This window comes from Nocardia sp. NPDC049220, from assembly GCF_040647855.1.
In the GTDB taxonomy this organism is placed as follows: Bacteria; Actinomycetota; Actinomycetes; order Mycobacteriales; family Mycobacteriaceae; genus Nocardia.
The window spans coordinates 990,823-1,008,353 of the sequence record NZ_JBEZDA010000001.1; the positions used below are offsets into that span (position 1 = coordinate 990,823).

Here is a 17,531-nt window from a genome sequence, read left to right on the forward strand (position 1 = left end):
CGCAGCGAAGGGAAATCGTGATGGATCCGTTTCATCCCGGTGAGGTCGCCGTCCAGCGCAGAATGGGCCAGTCACACATCGCCGACCGGGTCGGTCGCACGATCCGTTCCGATATCCCGGCGGTCGCCGCCGACTTCCTGTCCGAACAGCCGATGGTAGTGATCGCCGCCGCCGACTCGGCGGGCAGGCTGTGGGCGAGCGAACTGGTCGGGCCGCCGGGATTCGTGCACGCGCTCGACGGTGCGACCATTGCCGTCGGCGCACGGCCTGCCCTGGGGGATCCACTTTCGGATGCCCTTGCTCTCCCCGCGCACATCGGGATGATCGCGCTGCAACCGCAACAGCGCAGGCGGATGCGGGTCAACGGCAGATCGACACCAGCGGGCGACGGTTTGCGCATCGTCGCCGAGCAGGTGTATTCGAACTGTCCCAAGTACATCACGCGTAGGCGGCTCGAGAGTTATGCGCCGGACGCCGTATCGCCGGTGCAGCGCCATCGCGCCGAGTTGGACGCGCGTCTACAATCCACGGTCGCGGCGGCTGACACGTTCTTCGTTGCGTCCGCCGATGTGAACGGGAATGCCGACGCCTCGCATCGCGGCGGAAATCCCGGGTTTCTGCAGGTGCTTTCGTCCACCCGGTTACGTTGGCCCGACTATCGGGGCAATTCGATGTTCATGACTCTGGGCAACATCGAGGTGAACCCCCGCTGCGGAATCCTGGTCCCGGACTGGACCACCGGCGCCACCCTCCAGCTCACCGGCACCGCCGAACTGGTCTGGACGCCCGGAGCCTTCGGCGCCGGCGCGCAGTGCTCCGTCGACTTCACCGTCGACGAGGTGGTCGAGCGCCGTGGGGGAGCGTTGCGCTGGGGACCGGCCGAACTCTCGCCCGCCAATCCCTGAACCACCGGAGTAGGGAATCGCGCGATCCGACCGCAGGCGTCGCCCGGGGGGTAGGAAGAGTCACCGTTGCCTTTGGGGGGCCGGTGCGTGCGGGGCTCGACGAGCCGGGGTGGAGAAGGCGCAGATGCTGCTGAATTCCGCTCAGATCGCGCTGGTGTGCTGATCGCGCGGTGTTTGCCGAAGAACTGTGAAGTCCGCTCGCGCGGCGCCGGGCGCGTCGCTTGACTCGAACATGTGTTCGGCTACCCTTGACGCCAGAACTTGTCGGTGCCGCCCTCTACTGTAGGCGCCAACCACAGAACGAGACCTACCTGTCGAAAAGGGGATCAGGACCATGGCACCACAGGCGTACGACCGCGACAAGGCGCTCGAACTCGCGCTGGCCCAGGTGGAGAAGAGCTTCGGCAAGGGCGCGGTCATGCGCCTCGGCGAGGAAGCCCGCCAGCCCATCTCGGTGATCCCCACCGGCTCCATCGCGCTGGATGTGGCGCTGGGCATCGGTGGTTTGCCCCGCGGTCGCGTCGTCGAGATCTACGGTCCGGAATCCTCGGGTAAGACCACTGTCGCGCTGCATGCGGTAGCCAACGCGCAGGCCGCGGGTGGCGTGGCGGCGTTCATCGACGCCGAGCACGCGCTCGACCCGGATTATGCCCGCAAGCTGGGTGTCGATACCGACGCGCTGCTCGTCTCCCAGCCCGACACCGGTGAGCAGGCACTGGAGATCGCCGACATGCTGGTGCGCTCCGGTGCCATCGACATCATCGTCATCGACTCGGTGGCCGCGCTGGTGCCGCGCGCTGAGATCGAGGGCGAAATGGGCGACAGCCACGTCGGCCTGCAGGCTCGTCTGATGAGCCAGGCGCTGCGCAAGATGACCGGTGCGCTGAACAGCTCCGGCACCACCGCGATCTTCATCAACCAGCTGCGCGAGAAGATCGGCGTGATGTTCGGTTCGCCGGAAACCACCACGGGTGGTAAGGCTTTGAAGTTCTACGCGTCGGTGCGCCTCGACGTGCGCCGCATCGAAACGCTCAAGGACGGCAGCGACGCGGTCGGTAACCGTACCCGGGTGAAGGTTGTGAAGAACAAGGTCTCCCCGCCGTTCAAGCAGGCCGAGTTCGACATCCTCTATGGGCAGGGCATCTCCAAGGAAGGCTCGCTCATCGACATGGGCGTCGAGCACGGCTTCATCCGCAAGTCCGGCTCCTGGTACACCTACGAGGGTGACCAGCTCGGCCAGGGCAAGGAGAACGCCCGCAAGTTCCTGCTGGAGAACATCGACGTGCGCGACGAGATCGAGAAGAAGATCAAGGAGAAACTCGGCATCGGCGCCGACGTGACCGCGGACCAAGCCGCCACCGAGGCACCCGCCGATTTCTGAGCCGATGACCGGTCGGCGCACGCCCGGGCCTCGCCGGAACGGGCCCGAGGAGTCACGGCCCGACCCGGTCAACGAGATGCGGCGCCGATTGGAAGATCTCCTGTCCGCCTCCGGTCGGTCGGTCGCCGCCCCGCCCGGCGAACAGGAGCATGAACGAGTTCGGAGGGCCGAAGATAGTTCGGCCGGGCCGGACACCATGGGAACCCGGTCGAACGCGCTCGATCCGCAGCGGGCGCGTTCGACCGGATCCCGATATGGCCGTCGAAACGTGACGCGGCGTACGGAATCTCCGTTCGCTGCCTCTGAACAGTCGGACGAACGACGGGCCGATCGAGTGGCGGCCGGATCTGACGGCGGGACAGTCGAGCAGGCGAAGGAGGCGTGTCTTCGACTGCTGGCCGTCCGTGCGCGCAGCCGCGCCGAGCTTGCTCAGCGCCTGGCGGCGAAAGGGTACTCGTCCGAGGTGTGCGATCAAGCGCTGGATCGCCTCGCTGAAGTACGCCTCATCGACGACGCTGCGTTCGCCGAACAATGGGTGCATTCCCGCCACACCGGCTCCGGCAGAGGAAAACAGGCACTCGCGCAGGAACTTCGCCGCAAGGGCGTTGCGGAGTCCGATGCTGTGCCCGCTCTGGCCGCCATCACCGACGATGACGAGGAATTCCGCGCCGCCGAGCTGGTCCGCCGAAAGCTGCGTTCTGGGACCCGAGACCTGGACCGCGACAAGACCATCCGCCGACTTGTCGGCATGCTCGCCCGGCGCGGCTTCACGCAGTCCACGGCTTATCGGGTCGTCCGGGCCGAACTGGCGGATAACGATGCCGTCGAAGAAGGCTTCGGGGAGTCACTCGATTAGCGAATCACCAGCAGCCCAGACGTCGTCGATGTTCGTGCGTGCGGCAGACGCGGTGGCCGGCCGGTCGTCGGATTTCCTTCCTGCGCCTGGAATGGAAAGGCATTGTCCCGTTCTCGAACGGGCGCACCCGTGTCCCCGGTGGACACTGGTGCGAAAGTCGGTGCGCTGGAGCGAATAATCGCGTCCAGCGCACGCGACCCGCTGGCCCGTCCCGGTCGATACCCTTAGCGCACTTGTTCGTCGACGCTCACGGCGCCTTACCGATATCGACGCCGGGCGCGGCGTCGGTGATGATGGAGTCCGCGGCCACCACGGCTGTGCCGCCCTTGCCGCGCTTGCGTGCCCGCAGCCGACGTTCCAGCTTGGTCGCCACCAACGTCAGCGCGCTGTTGAGAGCGATCATGACGAGGGCGATGACCATCAACGCTGGTACGGTGTTCTGTTCGGCCGCGCCGAGTTGCTGGCCGGAGCGCACGATTTCGACATAGGTGATCTGGTAGCCCAGCGCCGAGTCCTTGAGCGCGACCACCATCTGCGAAATCAGCGCGGGCAGCATCGCCGTGATCGCCTGCGGCAGCAGGATCAGCCGCATCAATTGACTCTTGCGCATGCCGAGCGCGACCGCCGCCTCGGTTTGTCCTTTCGGCAGCGACCGAATGCCCGCTCGCACGATCTCCGCGATGACCGAACCGTTGTAGATGGTCAGGGCGGTGACCACCGCGGCAAGTGCCAGAGAATCGGATTTGAAGACCTGGTAGTCGGAGAACACCGCGAACAGGAAGATCATCAAGATCAGCACCGGAATCGCGCGGGCCACCTCGACGATCGTGCCGGCCACCCAGCGCACGATTCGATGGTCCGACTGCCGCAGGATGCCGAAGATCATGCCGACGACCAGGGCGAACACGATCGACAGCAGCGCGGCCACCACGGTGCCCCGTAAGCCCGGCAGCAGATAGGTGGACCAGACTTCGAGGTCGAGGAACGGCTTCCACTTCGCTGCGGTGAACTGCCCCTTGTCGGCGAAGCCGCGGTAGAACATCCAGACCGCTGCGAGCACCGCGATCAAGACGACGGCCGAATAGATGGTGTTGCGCAACCGAGCTTTCGGGCCCGGCGCGTCGAACAGAACCGAAGCGCCTGCGCTCATGCCCGCGCCTCGCTGACGTTCGGCTTCCGCGGCACCGTACCGGCGGTTGCGTTGATGGCTGGCTCGCCGCGCCCACTCATCGGGCCACCTCGTATCGCTTGGCCAGCCAGCCGAAGAACAGGCCGGTCGGTAGGGTCAGGATGACGAAGCCGAGCGCGAAGATCGCGCCGATGGCCAGCACCGCGGCCTCGGTCTCGTTCATCTCCGCCATCAGGGTCGCAGCTTCGGCGACGCCGATGGCCGAGGCGATGGTGGAGTTCTTGGTCAGTGCGATCAGCACACTGCCCAGCGGTGCGATGACCGAGCGAAAGGCCTGTGGCAGCACGATGAGCCGCAGATTCTGCACGAAGCCGAAGCCGAGCGAGCGGCCCGCCTCCGACTGGCCCATCGGCACCGTGTTGATACCCGAGCGCAGCGACTCGCAGACGAAGGCGGCCGTGTAGATACTCAGGCCGATGACGGCGAAGCGAAAGTTGTTCCGCTCCAACGAATCTGGGCCTTCACCGGCAAGCCGCCAGCCCATGGTGGTGTAGAGGCCCAGCGACATGAATACGATGATCAAGGTGAGCGGGGTATTGCGGAAGATGGTGACGTAGACGGTACCGACCCACCGTGCGACCGGTACGGGGGATACCCGCAGTCCGGCGACGATCGTGCCGAGGATCAGCGCGCCGATCGCCGACAGCACGGTGAGTTCGATAGTCACCCAGAAGGCTTCGAGGATATTGGTGTCATACCTCGAGATCAGGTCGAACACGGCGGACGCGTCCCTCCGATCAGTTCTCGATGGTCAGGGGATGTGCGGCGGGTGGCCCGGCCGGATGCGGCCCGGGCCACCCGAGCTCGGGTGGAAGAGGCAGGGACCTCAGTACCGGTTCAGGGCCGGCGGCTGCGGCGCCTGGTAACCGGAGGCGCCGACGGTCGCGTCGAATGCCTTCTTCCAGGATCCGTCGGCGAACATCGCCTCGATCGCGTTATTGACCTGATCGCGGAGTTGCTTGTCGCCCTTCTTCAGGCCGATGCCGTAGTTCTCCGTGGTGAACGGCTTGCCGACCACCTTGAACGCTCCGCTGCTCTGCGCGGCGTAACCGGCCAGGATGATGTCATCGGTGGTTACCGCGTCCCATGACCCGGCGCGCAGACCTTCCAGGCACAGCGAGTAGGTGTCGTTGGCCTGCAGCTGGGTGTCGGGGAAGTTCTTCTCGATGTTCTGGGCCGGGGTGGACCCCTTCACCGAGCAGACCTTCTTACCTTTCAAGGTCTCCGGGCCATCGATGTCGGTGTTGTCGGCACGTACCAGGAATGACTGGCCCGCGACGTAGTACGGACCGGCGAAGTCGACCTTCTCCTTGCGCTTGTCGGTGATCGAGTAGGTCGCGACGACATAGTCGACCTGGCCGTTCTCGATCAGCGTTTCACGCTGGGCGGAAGGGGCTTCTTTGAAGGTGATGGCGTCGGGCTTGACGCCGAGTTTGCCCGCCACGTACTTCGCCACTTCGACGTCGAAGCCACTGTAGGAGCCGTCTTTGTTGCGCAGGCCCAGGCCCGGCTGGTCGAATTTGATGCCGACGGTGAGTTTGCCGTCCTTGGCGTGGTCCAGTGCGGTTTTGTCGCCGCCGCCGCCACCACAGGCGCTCGCGGTCGCGGCGGCGAGTGTCAGGGCGATCACCCCGACGCCGACGCGCAGGGCATGGTTGATCCTCATCTGGTTTCTTCTCCCTCTCATGGGTGGTGCTAGCCGCTCTGTCCGGCAGGTCAGTGGCTTCGTGTCAGGTCAGTGACACTATTCAGTGGCTCAATATCTTGCCGAGGAAGTCCTTGGCGCGGTCGGACTTCGGCGCGGTGAAGAAGGCGTCCGGCGTCGCGTCCTCCACCACTTGGCCGTCGGCCATGAACAGCACCCGGTTTCCGGCGCGCCGGGCGAAGCCCATCTCATGGGTGACGACCAGCATGGTCATCCCGTCCTTGGCCAGCGACACCATCACCTCGAGCACTTCGTTGACCATCTCGGGGTCCAGCGCGGAGGTCGGCTCGTCGAACAGCATCACCTTGGGGCTCATCGCCAGCGCGCGGGCGATGGCGACGCGCTGCTGTTGCCCACCCGACAATTGGGCGGGGTACTTGTCGGCCTGATTGGCGATGCCGACCCGGTCGAGCAGTTCCATGGCGCGCGTGTGCGCGTCGTCCTTCTTGAACTTGCGGACCTTGGTCGGCGCGAGCATGACGTTCTGCACGATGGTTTTGTGCGCGAACAGATTGAACGACTGGAACACCATGCCGACGTCGGCGCGCAGCGCGGCCAGCGCGCGGCCCTCGGCGGGCAACGGGACACCGTCGATGGCGATGTCGCCGGAGTCGATCGGTTCCAATCGGTTGATGGTGCGGCACAGCGTCGACTTCCCAGACCCCGAGGGGCCCAGAACGATGACGACCTGTCCTCGGGGAACATCGAGGTTGATGTCTTTGAGCACATGCAAGTCGCCGAAATACTTGTCCACATTGCGTATCGAGATCATCGGCGGCGCGCTGGTTGCGGCGCTGACGTCCCCGGTTGAAGCGTTCCCGGTGGTATCGGGCGCGGCGGCGTCGTCGGTCATGGTCAAGACCTTAAGCCGATTTTGGGAATTTGCCCGAGTTTATTCGACACGCCGGGGCAACACGCCGATGCGATACATGGCCGTAACGTCGATTTCCGCACCGGGACCACCCCCTGGGCCTGCGCCGATGCCCGCGAAGCCGGCCGGTGGCCGACCCGTACCCTGGACGGGTGGATTCGATCGGACAGGCAGTGTTACCTCCGGCGGAGGGGTTGTCTCCAGCAGAGGAGTTGTCCTCGGCACCCCTCGACGGCACAGCGCGCAGCTATGAGGTCCGCACCTTCGGTTGCCAGATGAACGTGCACGACTCCGAACGCTTGTCGGGTTTGCTAGAGGATGCGGGATATGTGAAGGCCGCGCCCGGCGCGACGGCCGACCTCGTCGTCTTCAATACCTGCGCGGTGCGCGAGAACGCCGATAACAAGTTGTACGGAACCCTCGGTCATCTGGCTCCGATCAAGGCGGGGCGTCCCGGCATGCAGATCGCCGTCGGCGGCTGTCTGGCGCAGAAGGACCGCGACGTCGTGGTGCGCAAGGCGCCCTGGGTAGATGTGGTGTTCGGCACACACAACATCGGCTCGCTGCCGGTACTGCTGGAGCGGGCGCGGCACAACCAGGAGGCCCAGGTGGAGATCCTGGAGTCGCTGGAGGCGTTCCCGTCCACCTTGCCCGCCAAGCGCGAATCAGCCTATGCGGGCTGGGTTTCCATTTCGGTCGGCTGCAACAACACCTGCACCTTCTGCATCGTGCCGTCGTTGCGCGGCAAAGAGGTCGACCGCCGCCCCGGCGACGTGCTCGCCGAGGTGCAGGCGCTGGTCGACCAGGGCGTGCTCGAGGTGACGCTCCTGGGACAGAACGTCAACTCCTACGGCGCGTCCTTCGCCGACCCGAGTGAGCCCCGCGACCGCGGCGCGTTCGCCAAGTTGCTCCGCGCGTGTGGGACGATCGACGGCCTCGAGCGGGTCCGCTTCACCTCGCCGCACCCGGCCGAGTTCACCGACGACGTGATCGAGGCGATGGCCGAGACCCCGAACATCTGTCCGCAGTTGCACATGCCGCTGCAGTCCGGCTCGGATCGGGTGCTCAAGTCCATGCGTCGCTCCTACCGCAAGGCCCGTTACCTCGGGATCATCGCCAAGGTGCGGGCCGCGATGCCGCACGCGGCGATCACCACCGACATCATCGTCGGCTTCCCCGGCGAAACCGAGGAGGACTTCCAGGAGACCCTGGATGTGGTCCGCCGGGCGCGTTTCACCAGCGCGTACACCTTCCAGTACTCCAAGCGGCCCGGAACTCCCGCCGCAGACATGCCCGACCAGCTGCCCAAGGCCATCGTGCAGGAACGTTACGACCGGCTGATCGCGCTGCAGGAAGAGATCTCGTTGACGGCGAACCAGGCGCTGGTGGGTACCGAGGTCGAGTTGCTCATCGCGGAGGGAGCGGGCAAGAAGAACGCCGCGACCGCCAGGATGAGCGGACGCGCTCGCGACGGCAGACTGGTGCACTTCCGTCCCGGCGGCACCGACGAACCGCTGCGTCCCGGCGACCTCGTCACCGTCGATATCACCAGTGCGGCGCCGCACCACCTGATCGCCGACGCCGCGATCAAGACCCACCGCCGCACCCGTGCCGGCGACGCGCATGAGCGCGGCAGCACTCCGAAGACCGAGCCGATCGGAGTTGGTCTCGGCTTGCCCCGGATCGGCCTACCCGCCCCGGCCCCGGCGGCTGAGGGCTGCTCGACCGGCTGCGACGTATGAGCACCCAGCCGGACGATGGTGACGATGTCACCCGCGGTGACGCGAACTCGCGTCCCACGTCCGGCGACGAGCATCGCGGGTCAGCGGGCAGCGCGGCGCGAGGTGCTCCCAACTCCGGGACGGGCAAAGCCGACGACCAACGAAACGAGGACTCAGTGAGCTCGGTCGAGGGCACCAGCGACTTCGAACAGTTCCGCGACGATCTGAACGCCGTCGAGCGTCGGATCGCGGGCGAGATCGACCCCGGCGTGCGCGCCATGGTGGTGGCGGGCGCGGTGTTCCTGCTGCTGCTGTCGCTGGTGCTACCGCACGCGGGCGCGGCCCGCGGATTCGACGTGTTGCTGGGTACCGATGCCGCGCGAATCGAGCACATCGGACTGCCGTCCCGTGTTTTCGTGTGGTTCCTCGTCGTCTTCGGCATCGGATTCTCGACGCTCGCGCTGATGACCCGCCGCTGGGTGTTGGCTTGGATCGCGGTCGCGGGTAGTGCGATCGCCAGCGTGTTCGGCGTGTTGTCGATCTGGCATCGCCAAACCCCCGGACTTGGCAACTATCACGGAGCGGGTCCCGGCTTCGGACTGGTCATCGGGACCGTCGTCGCGATCGTGCTCACGTTCCACTGGATCCGGGTGGTGTGGACCCGTACCACCCTGCACTTGGAGGCAGAACAGCAGCGCCGCGCCGCGGCCGCTGCCGCGGAGGAGCGTGCGCGCCGACGCCGCACCGGCGAATCCTGACTCGACGCGAGCAGCCAATGACGAATGACGGTGGCCCCTCTCGGACCTGAGTCCGGGAGGGGCCACACGTGTATCCGGAGGATCAGCGTTTGCTGACGGCGCCTTCGGCGGCCTCGGCCCACTCGCGCCACTGCTGGGCCTGCTCCAGCGCTTTCTCCGCGTCTCGGGAGTTGCCCGCGGCCTGAGCTTTGGCGGCCTGCTCTTCGAACTGCGCTACTCGCTCACGGAATTGGGCCGCGCGCGCCATCGCCTCCGGGTCGGTGCGCCGCCACTGCGCGTCGACAGCGTCACGGACGCGTTTCTCGATGGCGCGCAGCTTACTTTCCAGTTCCTGCATGCGCTCGCGTGGCACCTTGCCGATCGCGTCCCACTTGTCTTGCAGCTCGCGCAGCCCGCCGCGCGCGGCGTCCAGGTCGGTGGACGGGTCGATGTGGCCGTAGTTGCGCAGCAGTTCCTCTTTGGCCACCGCATTGTGCTCGAACTCGGCGTCGCGCTCGGAGACCGCCGCGTTGCGTGCGGCGAAGAACACGTCCTGCGCGCTCTTGAACCGCCGCCACAGCGCCTCATCGGCCTCACGCGGGGCGCGACCAGCGGCTTTCCAATCGGCGAGCAGGTCACGGAAGATGCTCGCGGTGCCCACCCAATCGGTCGACCCGGACAGTTCTTCGGCCTGCACGCACAGTTCCTCCTTGCGCGACTTCGCGGCGGCGCGTTCTCGGTCCAGCTCGGCGAAGTGCGCGCCGCGGCGCCGGTTGAATGCCTCCCGCGCCTTGGAGTAGCGCTTCCACAGCGCGTCGTCGACTTTGCGGTCCACCCCGCGGATGGACTTCCATTCGTCGAGGATCTCGCGGAGCCGGTCGCCCGCGGCCTTCCACTGGGTGGCCTCGGCGGCGATCTTCTCCGCCTCGGCCGCGAGTACCTCCTTACGCTCGGTGTGTTCGTGGCGGGCGCGTTCCTTCTCCTCCTTGGCGTGCGCGGCCGCTTCCTCGGAGTGTTCGGCGATGGCCTGCAAACGCTTGGCGAGTCCGTCGATATCGCCGATAACGGAGGCGGTCGGGAGCGATTCGGCCAGCGCGACGGCGGCGGCTTTGGTCTTGCGCGCATCCGCGCCCGCGGCCAAGCGGGCTTCGAGCAGGGCGACCTCGGTGGCGAGATCATCGAAGCGGCGGCCGAAGTGGGCCAGGCCCTCCGCGGCGTCGCCCGCCTGCCAGGACCCGACCTGGTGTTCACCGTCGGCAGTCTTCACCCAGGCGGTGCCGTCCTCGTCGACTCGGCCCCACACGCCGGGATCGGAGACTGTGGGTACCACGACAGGATGTGGATGTTGCTGGGCCGGGCCCGGGGCTGGTTTGACCGCGTGCGGCTTGGGGGGTTGAATCGAGCCGCCGGGTTTCGGGGCACCGGAAGAGCGCGGCATCTTGCCCGGGCTGGCTTTCGCGGTTCCGTTGCTGTCGGTCATTTTTTCCTCGTCCCTGCCGCGCGTCACGGCTGCCTGGTTACGCCCTAGCTCATCCCATTCAACCCGGTCCGAGCTCCTGTGACCATCGATCCACGCTTTCCCCCGGCGGAATCCCGGGGATGGCAACCCCTGATGACCTGGGTTGTAGCTCCTCGAACACTATCAATCTCGGCGGTGTTTGCGGCAGAGACACTCGAAGCCGGAAAGTACCGGTGGTCTGCGCAACGACTACGGTTACGCTGTGTTCTCCCTCGCCGCCCTGGTTCCGTCGCCGCCGATCCTGGTACCCGAATTATGCGGCGGGACCGACTCGGCGGGAATCGACCACCCCGACCACCCCGACCAGCGCGCCGTACTGCGTGCCGCAGTACTGGATGTGGTGTGTACGTTCGCGGACGTGTCGGACCGGTGGATGGTACTGGGCGTGGGTGTTGCCGACGACGTGCTCGGGCCGGAAACTGTCGGCACCTTTCGCGGGTTCGGCGCGGACCTGCGGGTAGGACTGTCCTCGGCTGCGGTCGCAGGCCCGGACGAGGCCGATCCCGGGCTTGCGTTGCCCGCGTTGATCGCGGGGTGGCTGCGGGGAAGAACCGCACCGGCGGCCGTCGCCCAGGCCCGCATCGTGGCTAGGGACGCATCGCCGGATCACTGCGCCGAACTCGGTGCGCAGCTGCGCGCCGAGTTGGACGTCACCGACGCGTCGGTGGGTGTGCTCGTCGTCGCCGACGGTGCGGCGACGTTGTCCACCAAGGCGCCCGGCTACCTCGATGAACGGGCCGATGCCGTGCAAGACGCGCTCGATCGCGCTCTGACCGCGGGCGACCGCGCCTCGATCCACGCACTCGAACCGGCACTGTGCGCCGAACTCGCCCTCTCCGGGCGGTCCGCGTACCAGGTGCTTGCCGGGCTGTTCCGCGCCGATCCGGTGGTCGAGACGCGGTACCGCGACGCGCCCTTCGGGGTCGGCTACCACGTGAGCCTCTGGCGTCCCGCGCGAGACGAGGTCCTGTGACCGGCGCGGGCATCACGCCGATCGCAGTGGTCGGGCCCACCGCCACCGGTAAGTCCGATCTCGCTCTCGACATGGCCGAACGGCTCGGTGGCGAAATCGTGAACATCGACGCGATGCAGCTCTACCGTGGCATGGACGTCGGCACCGCGAAACTGCCCGTCGCCCGGCGCCGCGGCATCCCGCACCATCAACTCGACGTGCTGGAGGTGACCGCGACCGCGACCGTTGCCGCTTACCAGGCCGCGGCGAGTACGGACGTGGCCGCGATCATGGCCCGAGGGCGCGTGCCGGTCATCGTCGGCGGCTCGATGATGTACGTCCAGGCGTTGCTGGACCAGTGGGATTTCCCAGCCACCGATCCCGCCGTGCGGGCCCGCTGGGAGGCGGTGCTCGCGGAGGGCGGCGTCGCGGCGGTGCATGCCGCGTTGCGCGAGGCCGATCCGGCGGCGGCGGCCACGATCCTGCCGACCGACGGCCGCCGCATGGTCCGCGCGCTCGAGGTCGTCGAACTCACCGGCCGGCCATTCGCCGCGTCGGCTCCGCGGATCGGGCAGCCGCGGTGGGGCACCATCATTATCGGCGTCGACCGTGCGACCGCGGCTCTGGACGCGCGCATCGAGCAGCGCACCGCCTCGATGTTCGCGCACGGGCTCGTCGAGGAGGTCCGCGGTCTGATCGGGCGCGGCCTGCGGGAGGGCGTCACCGCCAAGCGCGCAATCGGCTATGCACAAGTCCTGTCCTACTTGGATAACGAATACGACCTGGACGACGCGCGGGAGCGCACCCTGATCGGCACGCGCCGCTACGTCCGCAGACAGCGTTCGTGGTTTCGGCGCGATCCCCGGGTGCGTTGGGTGGACGGCGCCGACCCCGACCTGGTGGCGACGACGCTCGCCTTGCTCGACGAGAAAGAACGGACTCAGTGAACAGACGTGTGAGCACCCGCAACGCCTCTGTCCAGGTGTGGCAGGCATACCTGAACAACCGGACCAAACGTCATCGGGACGGCCGGTTCCTGGTGCAGGGGGTCCGCCCGATCACCCAGGCCGTCGCCAACGATTGGCCACTGGAGACGCTGCTGTACCGCCTCGGTGTGCCCGACCTGTCCAGTTGGGCGCGCGAGGTCTTGGATACCAGCGGCGCGCCACAGGTCGGCCTCGTCCCCGAGTTGATGGCCGAACTCGGGGAAAAATCCAGCGGCATACCGGAACTCGTGGCCGTCGCGGTGTCCCGACAGCCGGAACTCGACGCGTTCGAGCCCGGCGAGCCGGGCGAGGACGCGCCGGTGGTCGTGGTGTTCGATCGCCCCAACTCGCCAGGCAATCTGGGCACGCTGATCCGATCGGCGGACGCGTTCGGCGCCAGCGGTGTCATCGTGACCGGGCACGGCGCCGACCAGTACGACCCGCAGGCGGTGCGCGCGTCGACGGGTTCGCTGTTCAGCGTGCCGGTCATTCGCGCTGCCGGACCCGCGCAGGTGCTTGAGTTCCGCGAGCGCCAGGTGCGTCGCGGCATCCCGACCCGCATCATCGGCACCGACGAGGACGGCCCCCGCGCGGCCTACGACCACGACTTCACCGAGGCGACGATCCTCGTCGTCGGCAATGAGACCAGCGGTCTGAGTTCGGCCTGGCGGCAGGTCTGCGACGACATGGTGTACATACCCATGGGTGGCACGGCCAGTTCGCTGGGCGCGCCGTCGGCGGCGGCGGTGGCGCTCTACGAAATTTCCCGGCAGCGCCGGACGTTTGCACAATGACGACGAGATCAGGGAGACATCGCGCGTGCCGGACATCGAGTTCACCAAGGGGCATGGCACCGAGAACGACTTCGTGGTGCTGCCCGACCCGCAGGCACGGCTGGCGCTGACCCCGGAGCGGGTCGGCGCGCTGTGCGATCGTCGCCGTGGGGTCGGTGCGGACGGCGTGCTGCGGGTTGCGCGGGCCGGTGCGTTTCTGGCCGCGGGTGTGCTCGATGCGATCCCGGTGGGCGTCGGCGCAGACGACTGGTTCATGGACTATCGCAATGCCGACGGCTCGATCGCCGAGATGTGCGGCAACGGCGTGCGCGTATTCGCCCACTACCTGGCGTCGTCGGGACTCGAGACCCGGGACGGCTACGTCGTCGGCAGCCGTGCCGGAGCGCGCCCGGTCACCGTGCACGCCGCGGACGCGGTCGTCGGTGATGTCACCGTCGGCATGGGCCGGGTGCGTGAACTCGGCGAGTCGACCGCGACGATCGCGGGCTGGGCGCTGTCGGGTATCGGCATCGATGTCGGCAACCCGCACCTCGCGTGCGTCGACCCCGGGCTGTCGTCGGACGCTCTCGGCAAACTCGACCTGACCGTCCCGCCCGGTTTCGACCCCGATCTGTTCCCGCACGGCGTGAACGTCGAGATCGTCACAGCACTCGATGCCGATCGCTCGGTGGACATGCGGGTGTACGAGCGCGGTGTTGGCGAAACACGGTCGTGTGGAACGGGAACCGTGGCAGCGGCCGCCGCGGCGCTGGCCGCGGACGGCTTCCGGATTGCGGAGGACACCGGATGGGTGACCGTCCGGGTGCCGGGCGGTGCGGTGGTCGTCGGAATGGAGAACGGCTCGGCGTGGCTGCGTGGACCGTCGGTTCTGGTAGCCACGGGCCGCCTTGCCGAATCCTGGTGGGACGGCCTGTGAGCTGCGCGCGCCGCGGATAACCGAGTGCCACGGCCACCGTTTCGTGGCAGCATAGACGGTGTATGAGCAAATCAGAGACGTATGAATTCACCCCGGCGGACGGGAGTGACCGCGATATCGACGACCTCGATGCCGATGTGACCGGTGACATCGTCGCCGAGCACAGCGCCAGAATGGCGCGCTCCGGGTGGTCGGGTGAGCCCACGGTCGGCGAGTTGCAGTGGCAGGACCGCAGCGCGCTTCGACGTGTGGCGGGTCTGTCCACCGAACTCACCGACATCACCGAGGTCGAGTACCGCCAGTTGCGCCTGGAGCGCGTCGTGCTGGTCGGTGTCTGGACCTCCGGGTCCGCCACACAGGCGGAGGCGAGCATGGCCGAGCTGGCCGCGCTGGCCGAGACCGCGGGCTCCGAGGTACTCGAGGCGTTGATCCAGCGTCGTGACCGGCCTGATCCGGCCACCTACATCGGCTCCGGCAAGGCCGACGAACTGCGCACCGTGGTGCTGGAGACCGGCGCCGACACCGTGATCTGCGACGGCGAACTGACTCCCGCGCAGCTGACCGCGCTGGAGAAGGTCGCCAAGGTGAAGGTGATCGACCGGACCGCGTTGATCCTGGACATCTTCGCCCAGCATGCCACCTCCCGCGAGGGCAAGGCGCAGGTCTCGCTGGCCCAGATGGAGTACATGCTTCCGCGACTGCGCGGCTGGGGTGAGTCGATGTCTCGGCAGGCCGGTGGTCGCGCGGGCAGTAATGGCGGTGTCGGTCTGCGTGGTCCCGGTGAGACCAAGATCGAAACCGACCGTCGCCGCATCCGTGAGCGAATGGCCAAACTTCGCCGTGAGATTCGCGAGATGAAGACCGCGCGCGACACCATGCGGGCACGCCGCAATTCCAGCGGCATGCCGTCGGTGGCGATCGTCGGTTACACCAACGCGGGCAAGTCGAGCCTGATGAACGCCCTCACCGGTTCCGGTGTACTGGTGCAAAACGCACTGTTCGCCACACTCGACCCGACCACCCGGCGGGCGGACTTGGAGGACGGCCGTGAGGTGGTGTTCACCGACACCGTCGGTTTCGTCCGCCACCTGCCTACCCAGTTGATCGAGGCGTTCCGCTCCACCCTGGAGGAAGTCACCGGCGCCGACCTGCTGCTGCATGTGGTCGACGGTTCCGACGCGCTTCCTGCCGAACAGATCAAGGCGGTCCGCGAGGTGATCACGGATGTGATCAAGGATTCCGGCACGCCCGCACCGCCGGAACTGCTGGTGGTCAACAAGGTCGATGTGGTGGATCCGATGGGACTCACCCACCTGCGCGCACTGCTGCCGGACGCGTCGTTCGTCTCGGTCCACTCCGGTCTCGGCATCGACGCGCTACGCGCGCGCCTGGCCGAGATGCTCGGCGGCCTGGATGTGGAGGTCGGTGTGTTGCTGCCGTACACGCGCGGCGATCTGCTCGCGCGGATCCACGCTGACGGTCGCATCGTGAGTTCTAGTCACGAGGTAGGCGGCACCCGCGTCCGTGCCCGGGTCCCGCATGCCCTCGCCGCTGCCCTGTCGCAGTACGCGCACGCGGGCGCAGGTTCGCCAGAGGCCGACGGGCACGCGGCAACCGAGTAGAGGTCCTGCGCAAAACGGTCATCCACGCGGGACTCCGTCTAGATCAGGCCGATCGGCTCCGCCCGGTGTTGGCTCGAACGAGATGGGTTGGTGCACGTCACGCTCTGGCGTGCGTGTCGTGCGGTCTTCCCGGTCCGCCGCCGACAGCCAACCGCAGGTCGGCGTCCGGGTGACGTGTCGCTGATTCGCACATCCGCGGCGACACAGTCGATTTCGCTACGCTATCGTCGGCGAATCGACATCAGGAGGGTACATGTCGGACGACCGCCCGGGCTTCGCCGGTTCCGCTGATCGGCATTCCGGCCCTGGCGCAGCACATCCACGGCTCAGTGACGGTGCGCCACTGATGGTTTCGCTGACCGAGACCGATGTGCGGGTGATCGAGACCTTGCTCGCACCGCTGCGCGCGTGGACGAGCCCCCGTTTCTACGGTCTGGAGAACATTCCCGCCGACGGTCCGGTTTTGTTGGTCGGCAACCACACTCTGATGGGCGGGATCGATGCCCCGCTGCTGTTACCGGAGGTCCTGCGTCGGCGCGGTCGCCTGATCCGCGGCCTGGCTGAGAATGTCCTGATCAACGTTCCCGGCCTGCGTCATGTCCTGCACTACTGCGGTGCGGTGCGGGGGACCCGGGGGAACTGTCTGGCTTTGCTCCGCCGCGGCGAGGCTGTCCTGGTCTTTCCCGGCGGTGCGCGCGAGGCAGTGCGCCGAAAGAATGAGAAGTACCTGCTGAAATGGGAGGGTCGCAGCGGCTTCGCGCGGATGGCCATCGAGGCGAACGCCCCGATCGTCCCGGTCGCCATGATCGGCGTCGACGATGCCTACGACATCGTGTTCGACGGCGACCATCCGATCCTGTACCCGCTGCGCTGGTCCGTCGAAGCTCTCGGCCTCCGTCGCGATCTCACCCCTCCGCTCCTCCGCGGCGTCGGCCCCACGATCATTCCGCGCCCGGAGCGCTTCTACTTCGCGGCGGGCGCGCCGATCGACCCGGCGCCGTGGCGTGATGCCGAGGATATGCACGCGGCCGCCACGGAATTGCGCGATGTGGTGCACAAAGCGCTGCGGGAGGAGATGAACTTCCTGTTCGCCACACGCGAGCGCGATCAAGGGCGCACCTTGGTAGGTCGGATACGTGGCAAGCTGAACATCTGACTGCTCCGGACAGTGCGTCCGCTCCGGCGGGGGCGCGTTCGATAGCCGGCCCGATGTCTGTACGGCTATGGGTAGCCCAGTCAGATTTCCGTGTGCGTTTGCCGAGAATCTCGACTGGCGATCTGAAATTGCGCTGTCGGTCCAGTTGAGAGGCAGTTTGCGGCCTGAAAGTAAACCTAGATTCTCGTTCCGGGTACCGTGTATGGCAACGACGGTCGGTG

General features: G+C 67.1%; 16 protein-coding genes. 11 read left to right on the plus strand and 5 right to left on the minus strand.

Annotation, left to right across the window (positions count from 1 at the left end; genetic code table 11):
• Positions 1–20 precede the first annotated feature (20 nt).
• From AB0C34_RS04335 to recX, 3 genes are all read left to right on the plus strand, one after another.
• On the plus strand, positions 21–905 hold the full coding sequence (locus tag AB0C34_RS04335; protein WP_357067306.1) for a pyridoxamine 5'-phosphate oxidase family protein: 885 nt from the start codon (positions 21–23) through the stop codon (positions 903–905).
• 334 nt (positions 906–1,239) lie between these two features.
• Positions 1,240–2,286 carry a recombinase RecA gene (gene recA / locus AB0C34_RS04340; protein WP_357067308.1) on the plus strand — a complete coding sequence of 349 codons (1,047 nt, stop codon included), beginning with the start codon at positions 1,240–1,242 and terminating at the stop codon, positions 2,284–2,286.
• A 196-nt stretch (positions 2,287–2,482) separates the two neighbouring features.
• On the plus strand, positions 2,483–3,142 hold the full coding sequence (gene recX / locus AB0C34_RS04345; protein ID WP_357068477.1) for a recombination regulator RecX: 660 nt from the start codon (positions 2,483–2,485) through the stop codon (positions 3,140–3,142).
• Positions 3,143–3,389: 247 nt separating this feature from the next.
• On the opposite strand, the gene AB0C34_RS04350 is transcribed toward recX, so the two are convergent.
• The 4 genes from AB0C34_RS04350 to AB0C34_RS04365 form a co-directional block, all read right to left on the minus strand.
• On the minus strand, positions 3,390–4,292 hold the full coding sequence (locus tag AB0C34_RS04350) for an amino acid ABC transporter permease (RefSeq protein WP_357067310.1): 903 nt from the start codon (positions 4,290–4,292) through the stop codon (positions 3,390–3,392).
• Positions 4,293–4,368: 76 nt separating this feature from the next.
• Entirely contained in the window at positions 4,369–5,049 is a 681-nt protein-coding gene (locus AB0C34_RS04355; protein ID WP_357067312.1) for an amino acid ABC transporter permease, read from the minus strand.
• A gap of 108 nt (positions 5,050–5,157) precedes the next feature.
• A complete protein-coding gene (locus tag AB0C34_RS04360; protein ID WP_357067314.1) occupies positions 5,158–5,997 on the minus strand; it encodes a glutamate ABC transporter substrate-binding protein in 840 nt (279 codons plus the stop codon).
• 82 nt (positions 5,998–6,079) lie between these two features.
• Positions 6,080–6,808 carry an amino acid ABC transporter ATP-binding protein gene (locus AB0C34_RS04365; protein WP_357068479.1) on the minus strand — a complete coding sequence of 243 codons (729 nt, stop codon included), beginning with the start codon at positions 6,806–6,808 and terminating at the stop codon, positions 6,080–6,082.
• A 311-nt stretch (positions 6,809–7,119) separates the two neighbouring features.
• Between AB0C34_RS04365 and miaB the strand changes: the two genes are divergently transcribed.
• On the plus strand, positions 7,120–8,649 hold the full coding sequence (miaB, locus tag AB0C34_RS04370; RefSeq protein ID WP_357068481.1) for a tRNA (N6-isopentenyl adenosine(37)-C2)-methylthiotransferase MiaB: 1,530 nt from the start codon (positions 7,120–7,122) through the stop codon (positions 8,647–8,649).
• Complete coding sequence (locus AB0C34_RS04375; RefSeq protein WP_357067316.1) at positions 8,646–9,386, plus strand: hypothetical protein; 741 nt, start codon at positions 8,646–8,648, stop codon at positions 9,384–9,386. Before miaB ends, AB0C34_RS04375 begins: the two co-directional genes overlap by 4 nt.
• A gap of 82 nt (positions 9,387–9,468) precedes the next feature.
• Here the strand turns inward: AB0C34_RS04375 and AB0C34_RS04380 are convergent, their stop codons facing one another.
• Entirely contained in the window at positions 9,469–10,845 is a 1,377-nt protein-coding gene (locus AB0C34_RS04380) for a DUF349 domain-containing protein (RefSeq protein ID WP_357067317.1), read from the minus strand.
• Between the two features lie 241 nt (positions 10,846–11,086).
• Between AB0C34_RS04380 and AB0C34_RS04385 the strand changes: the two genes are divergently transcribed.
• The 6 genes from AB0C34_RS04385 (at position 11,087) to AB0C34_RS04410 (ending at position 17,310) form a co-directional block, all read left to right on the plus strand.
• On the plus strand, positions 11,087–11,857 hold the full coding sequence (locus AB0C34_RS04385) for a hypothetical protein (RefSeq protein WP_357067319.1): 771 nt from the start codon (positions 11,087–11,089) through the stop codon (positions 11,855–11,857).
• Complete coding sequence (miaA, locus tag AB0C34_RS04390; RefSeq protein ID WP_357067321.1) at positions 11,854–12,783, plus strand: tRNA (adenosine(37)-N6)-dimethylallyltransferase MiaA; 930 nt, start codon at positions 11,854–11,856, stop codon at positions 12,781–12,783. Before AB0C34_RS04385 ends, miaA begins: the two co-directional genes overlap by 4 nt.
• On the plus strand, positions 12,780–13,616 hold the full coding sequence (locus AB0C34_RS04395) for a TrmH family RNA methyltransferase (protein WP_357067323.1): 837 nt from the start codon (positions 12,780–12,782) through the stop codon (positions 13,614–13,616). The genes miaA and AB0C34_RS04395 overlap by 4 nt, the downstream gene beginning before the upstream one ends.
• Before the next feature lie 34 nt (positions 13,617–13,650).
• Positions 13,651–14,532, plus strand: a complete 882-nt coding sequence (gene dapF, locus AB0C34_RS04400; protein ID WP_357068483.1) for a diaminopimelate epimerase — start codon at positions 13,651–13,653, stop codon at positions 14,530–14,532.
• A 173-nt stretch (positions 14,533–14,705) separates the two neighbouring features.
• Positions 14,706–16,154: a GTPase HflX gene (gene hflX, locus AB0C34_RS04405; protein ID WP_357068485.1), complete on the plus strand. Its 1,449-nt coding sequence runs from the start codon at positions 14,706–14,708 to the stop codon at positions 16,152–16,154.
• A gap of 253 nt (positions 16,155–16,407) precedes the next feature.
• Positions 16,408–17,310 carry a lysophospholipid acyltransferase family protein gene (locus AB0C34_RS04410; RefSeq protein ID WP_357067325.1) on the plus strand — a complete coding sequence of 301 codons (903 nt, stop codon included), beginning with the start codon at positions 16,408–16,410 and terminating at the stop codon, positions 17,308–17,310.
• Positions 17,311–17,531 lie beyond the last annotated feature (221 nt).

Excerpts from the sequence above, each read along its gene's own strand:
- hflX (WP_357068485.1), top strand. The coding sequence starts at position 14,706 with ATGGCGCGCTCCGGGTGGTCGGGTGAGCCCACGGTCGGCGAGTTGCAG.
- recX (WP_357068477.1), top strand. The coding sequence starts at position 2,483 with ATGGGAACCCGGTCGAACGCGCTCGATCCGCAGCGGGCGCGTTCGACC.
- AB0C34_RS04375 (WP_357067316.1), top strand. The coding sequence starts at position 8,646 with ATGAGCACCCAGCCGGACGATGGTGACGATGTCACCCGCGGTGACGCG.
- AB0C34_RS04365 (WP_357068479.1), bottom strand. The coding sequence starts at position 6,808 with ATGATCTCGATACGCAATGTGGACAAGTATTTCGGCGACTTGCATGTG.
- AB0C34_RS04335 (WP_357067306.1), top strand. The coding sequence starts at position 21 with ATGGATCCGTTTCATCCCGGTGAGGTCGCCGTCCAGCGCAGAATGGGC.
- AB0C34_RS04380 (WP_357067317.1), bottom strand. The coding sequence starts at position 10,845 with ATGACCGACAGCAACGGAACCGCGAAAGCCAGCCCGGGCAAGATGCCG.
- AB0C34_RS04350 (WP_357067310.1), bottom strand. The coding sequence starts at position 4,292 with ATGAGCGCAGGCGCTTCGGTTCTGTTCGACGCGCCGGGCCCGAAAGCT.
- AB0C34_RS04410 (WP_357067325.1), top strand. The coding sequence starts at position 16,408 with ATGTCGGACGACCGCCCGGGCTTCGCCGGTTCCGCTGATCGGCATTCC.
- recA (WP_357067308.1), top strand. The coding sequence starts at position 1,240 with ATGGCACCACAGGCGTACGACCGCGACAAGGCGCTCGAACTCGCGCTG.
- AB0C34_RS04360 (WP_357067314.1), bottom strand. The coding sequence starts at position 5,997 with ATGAGGATCAACCATGCCCTGCGCGTCGGCGTCGGGGTGATCGCCCTG.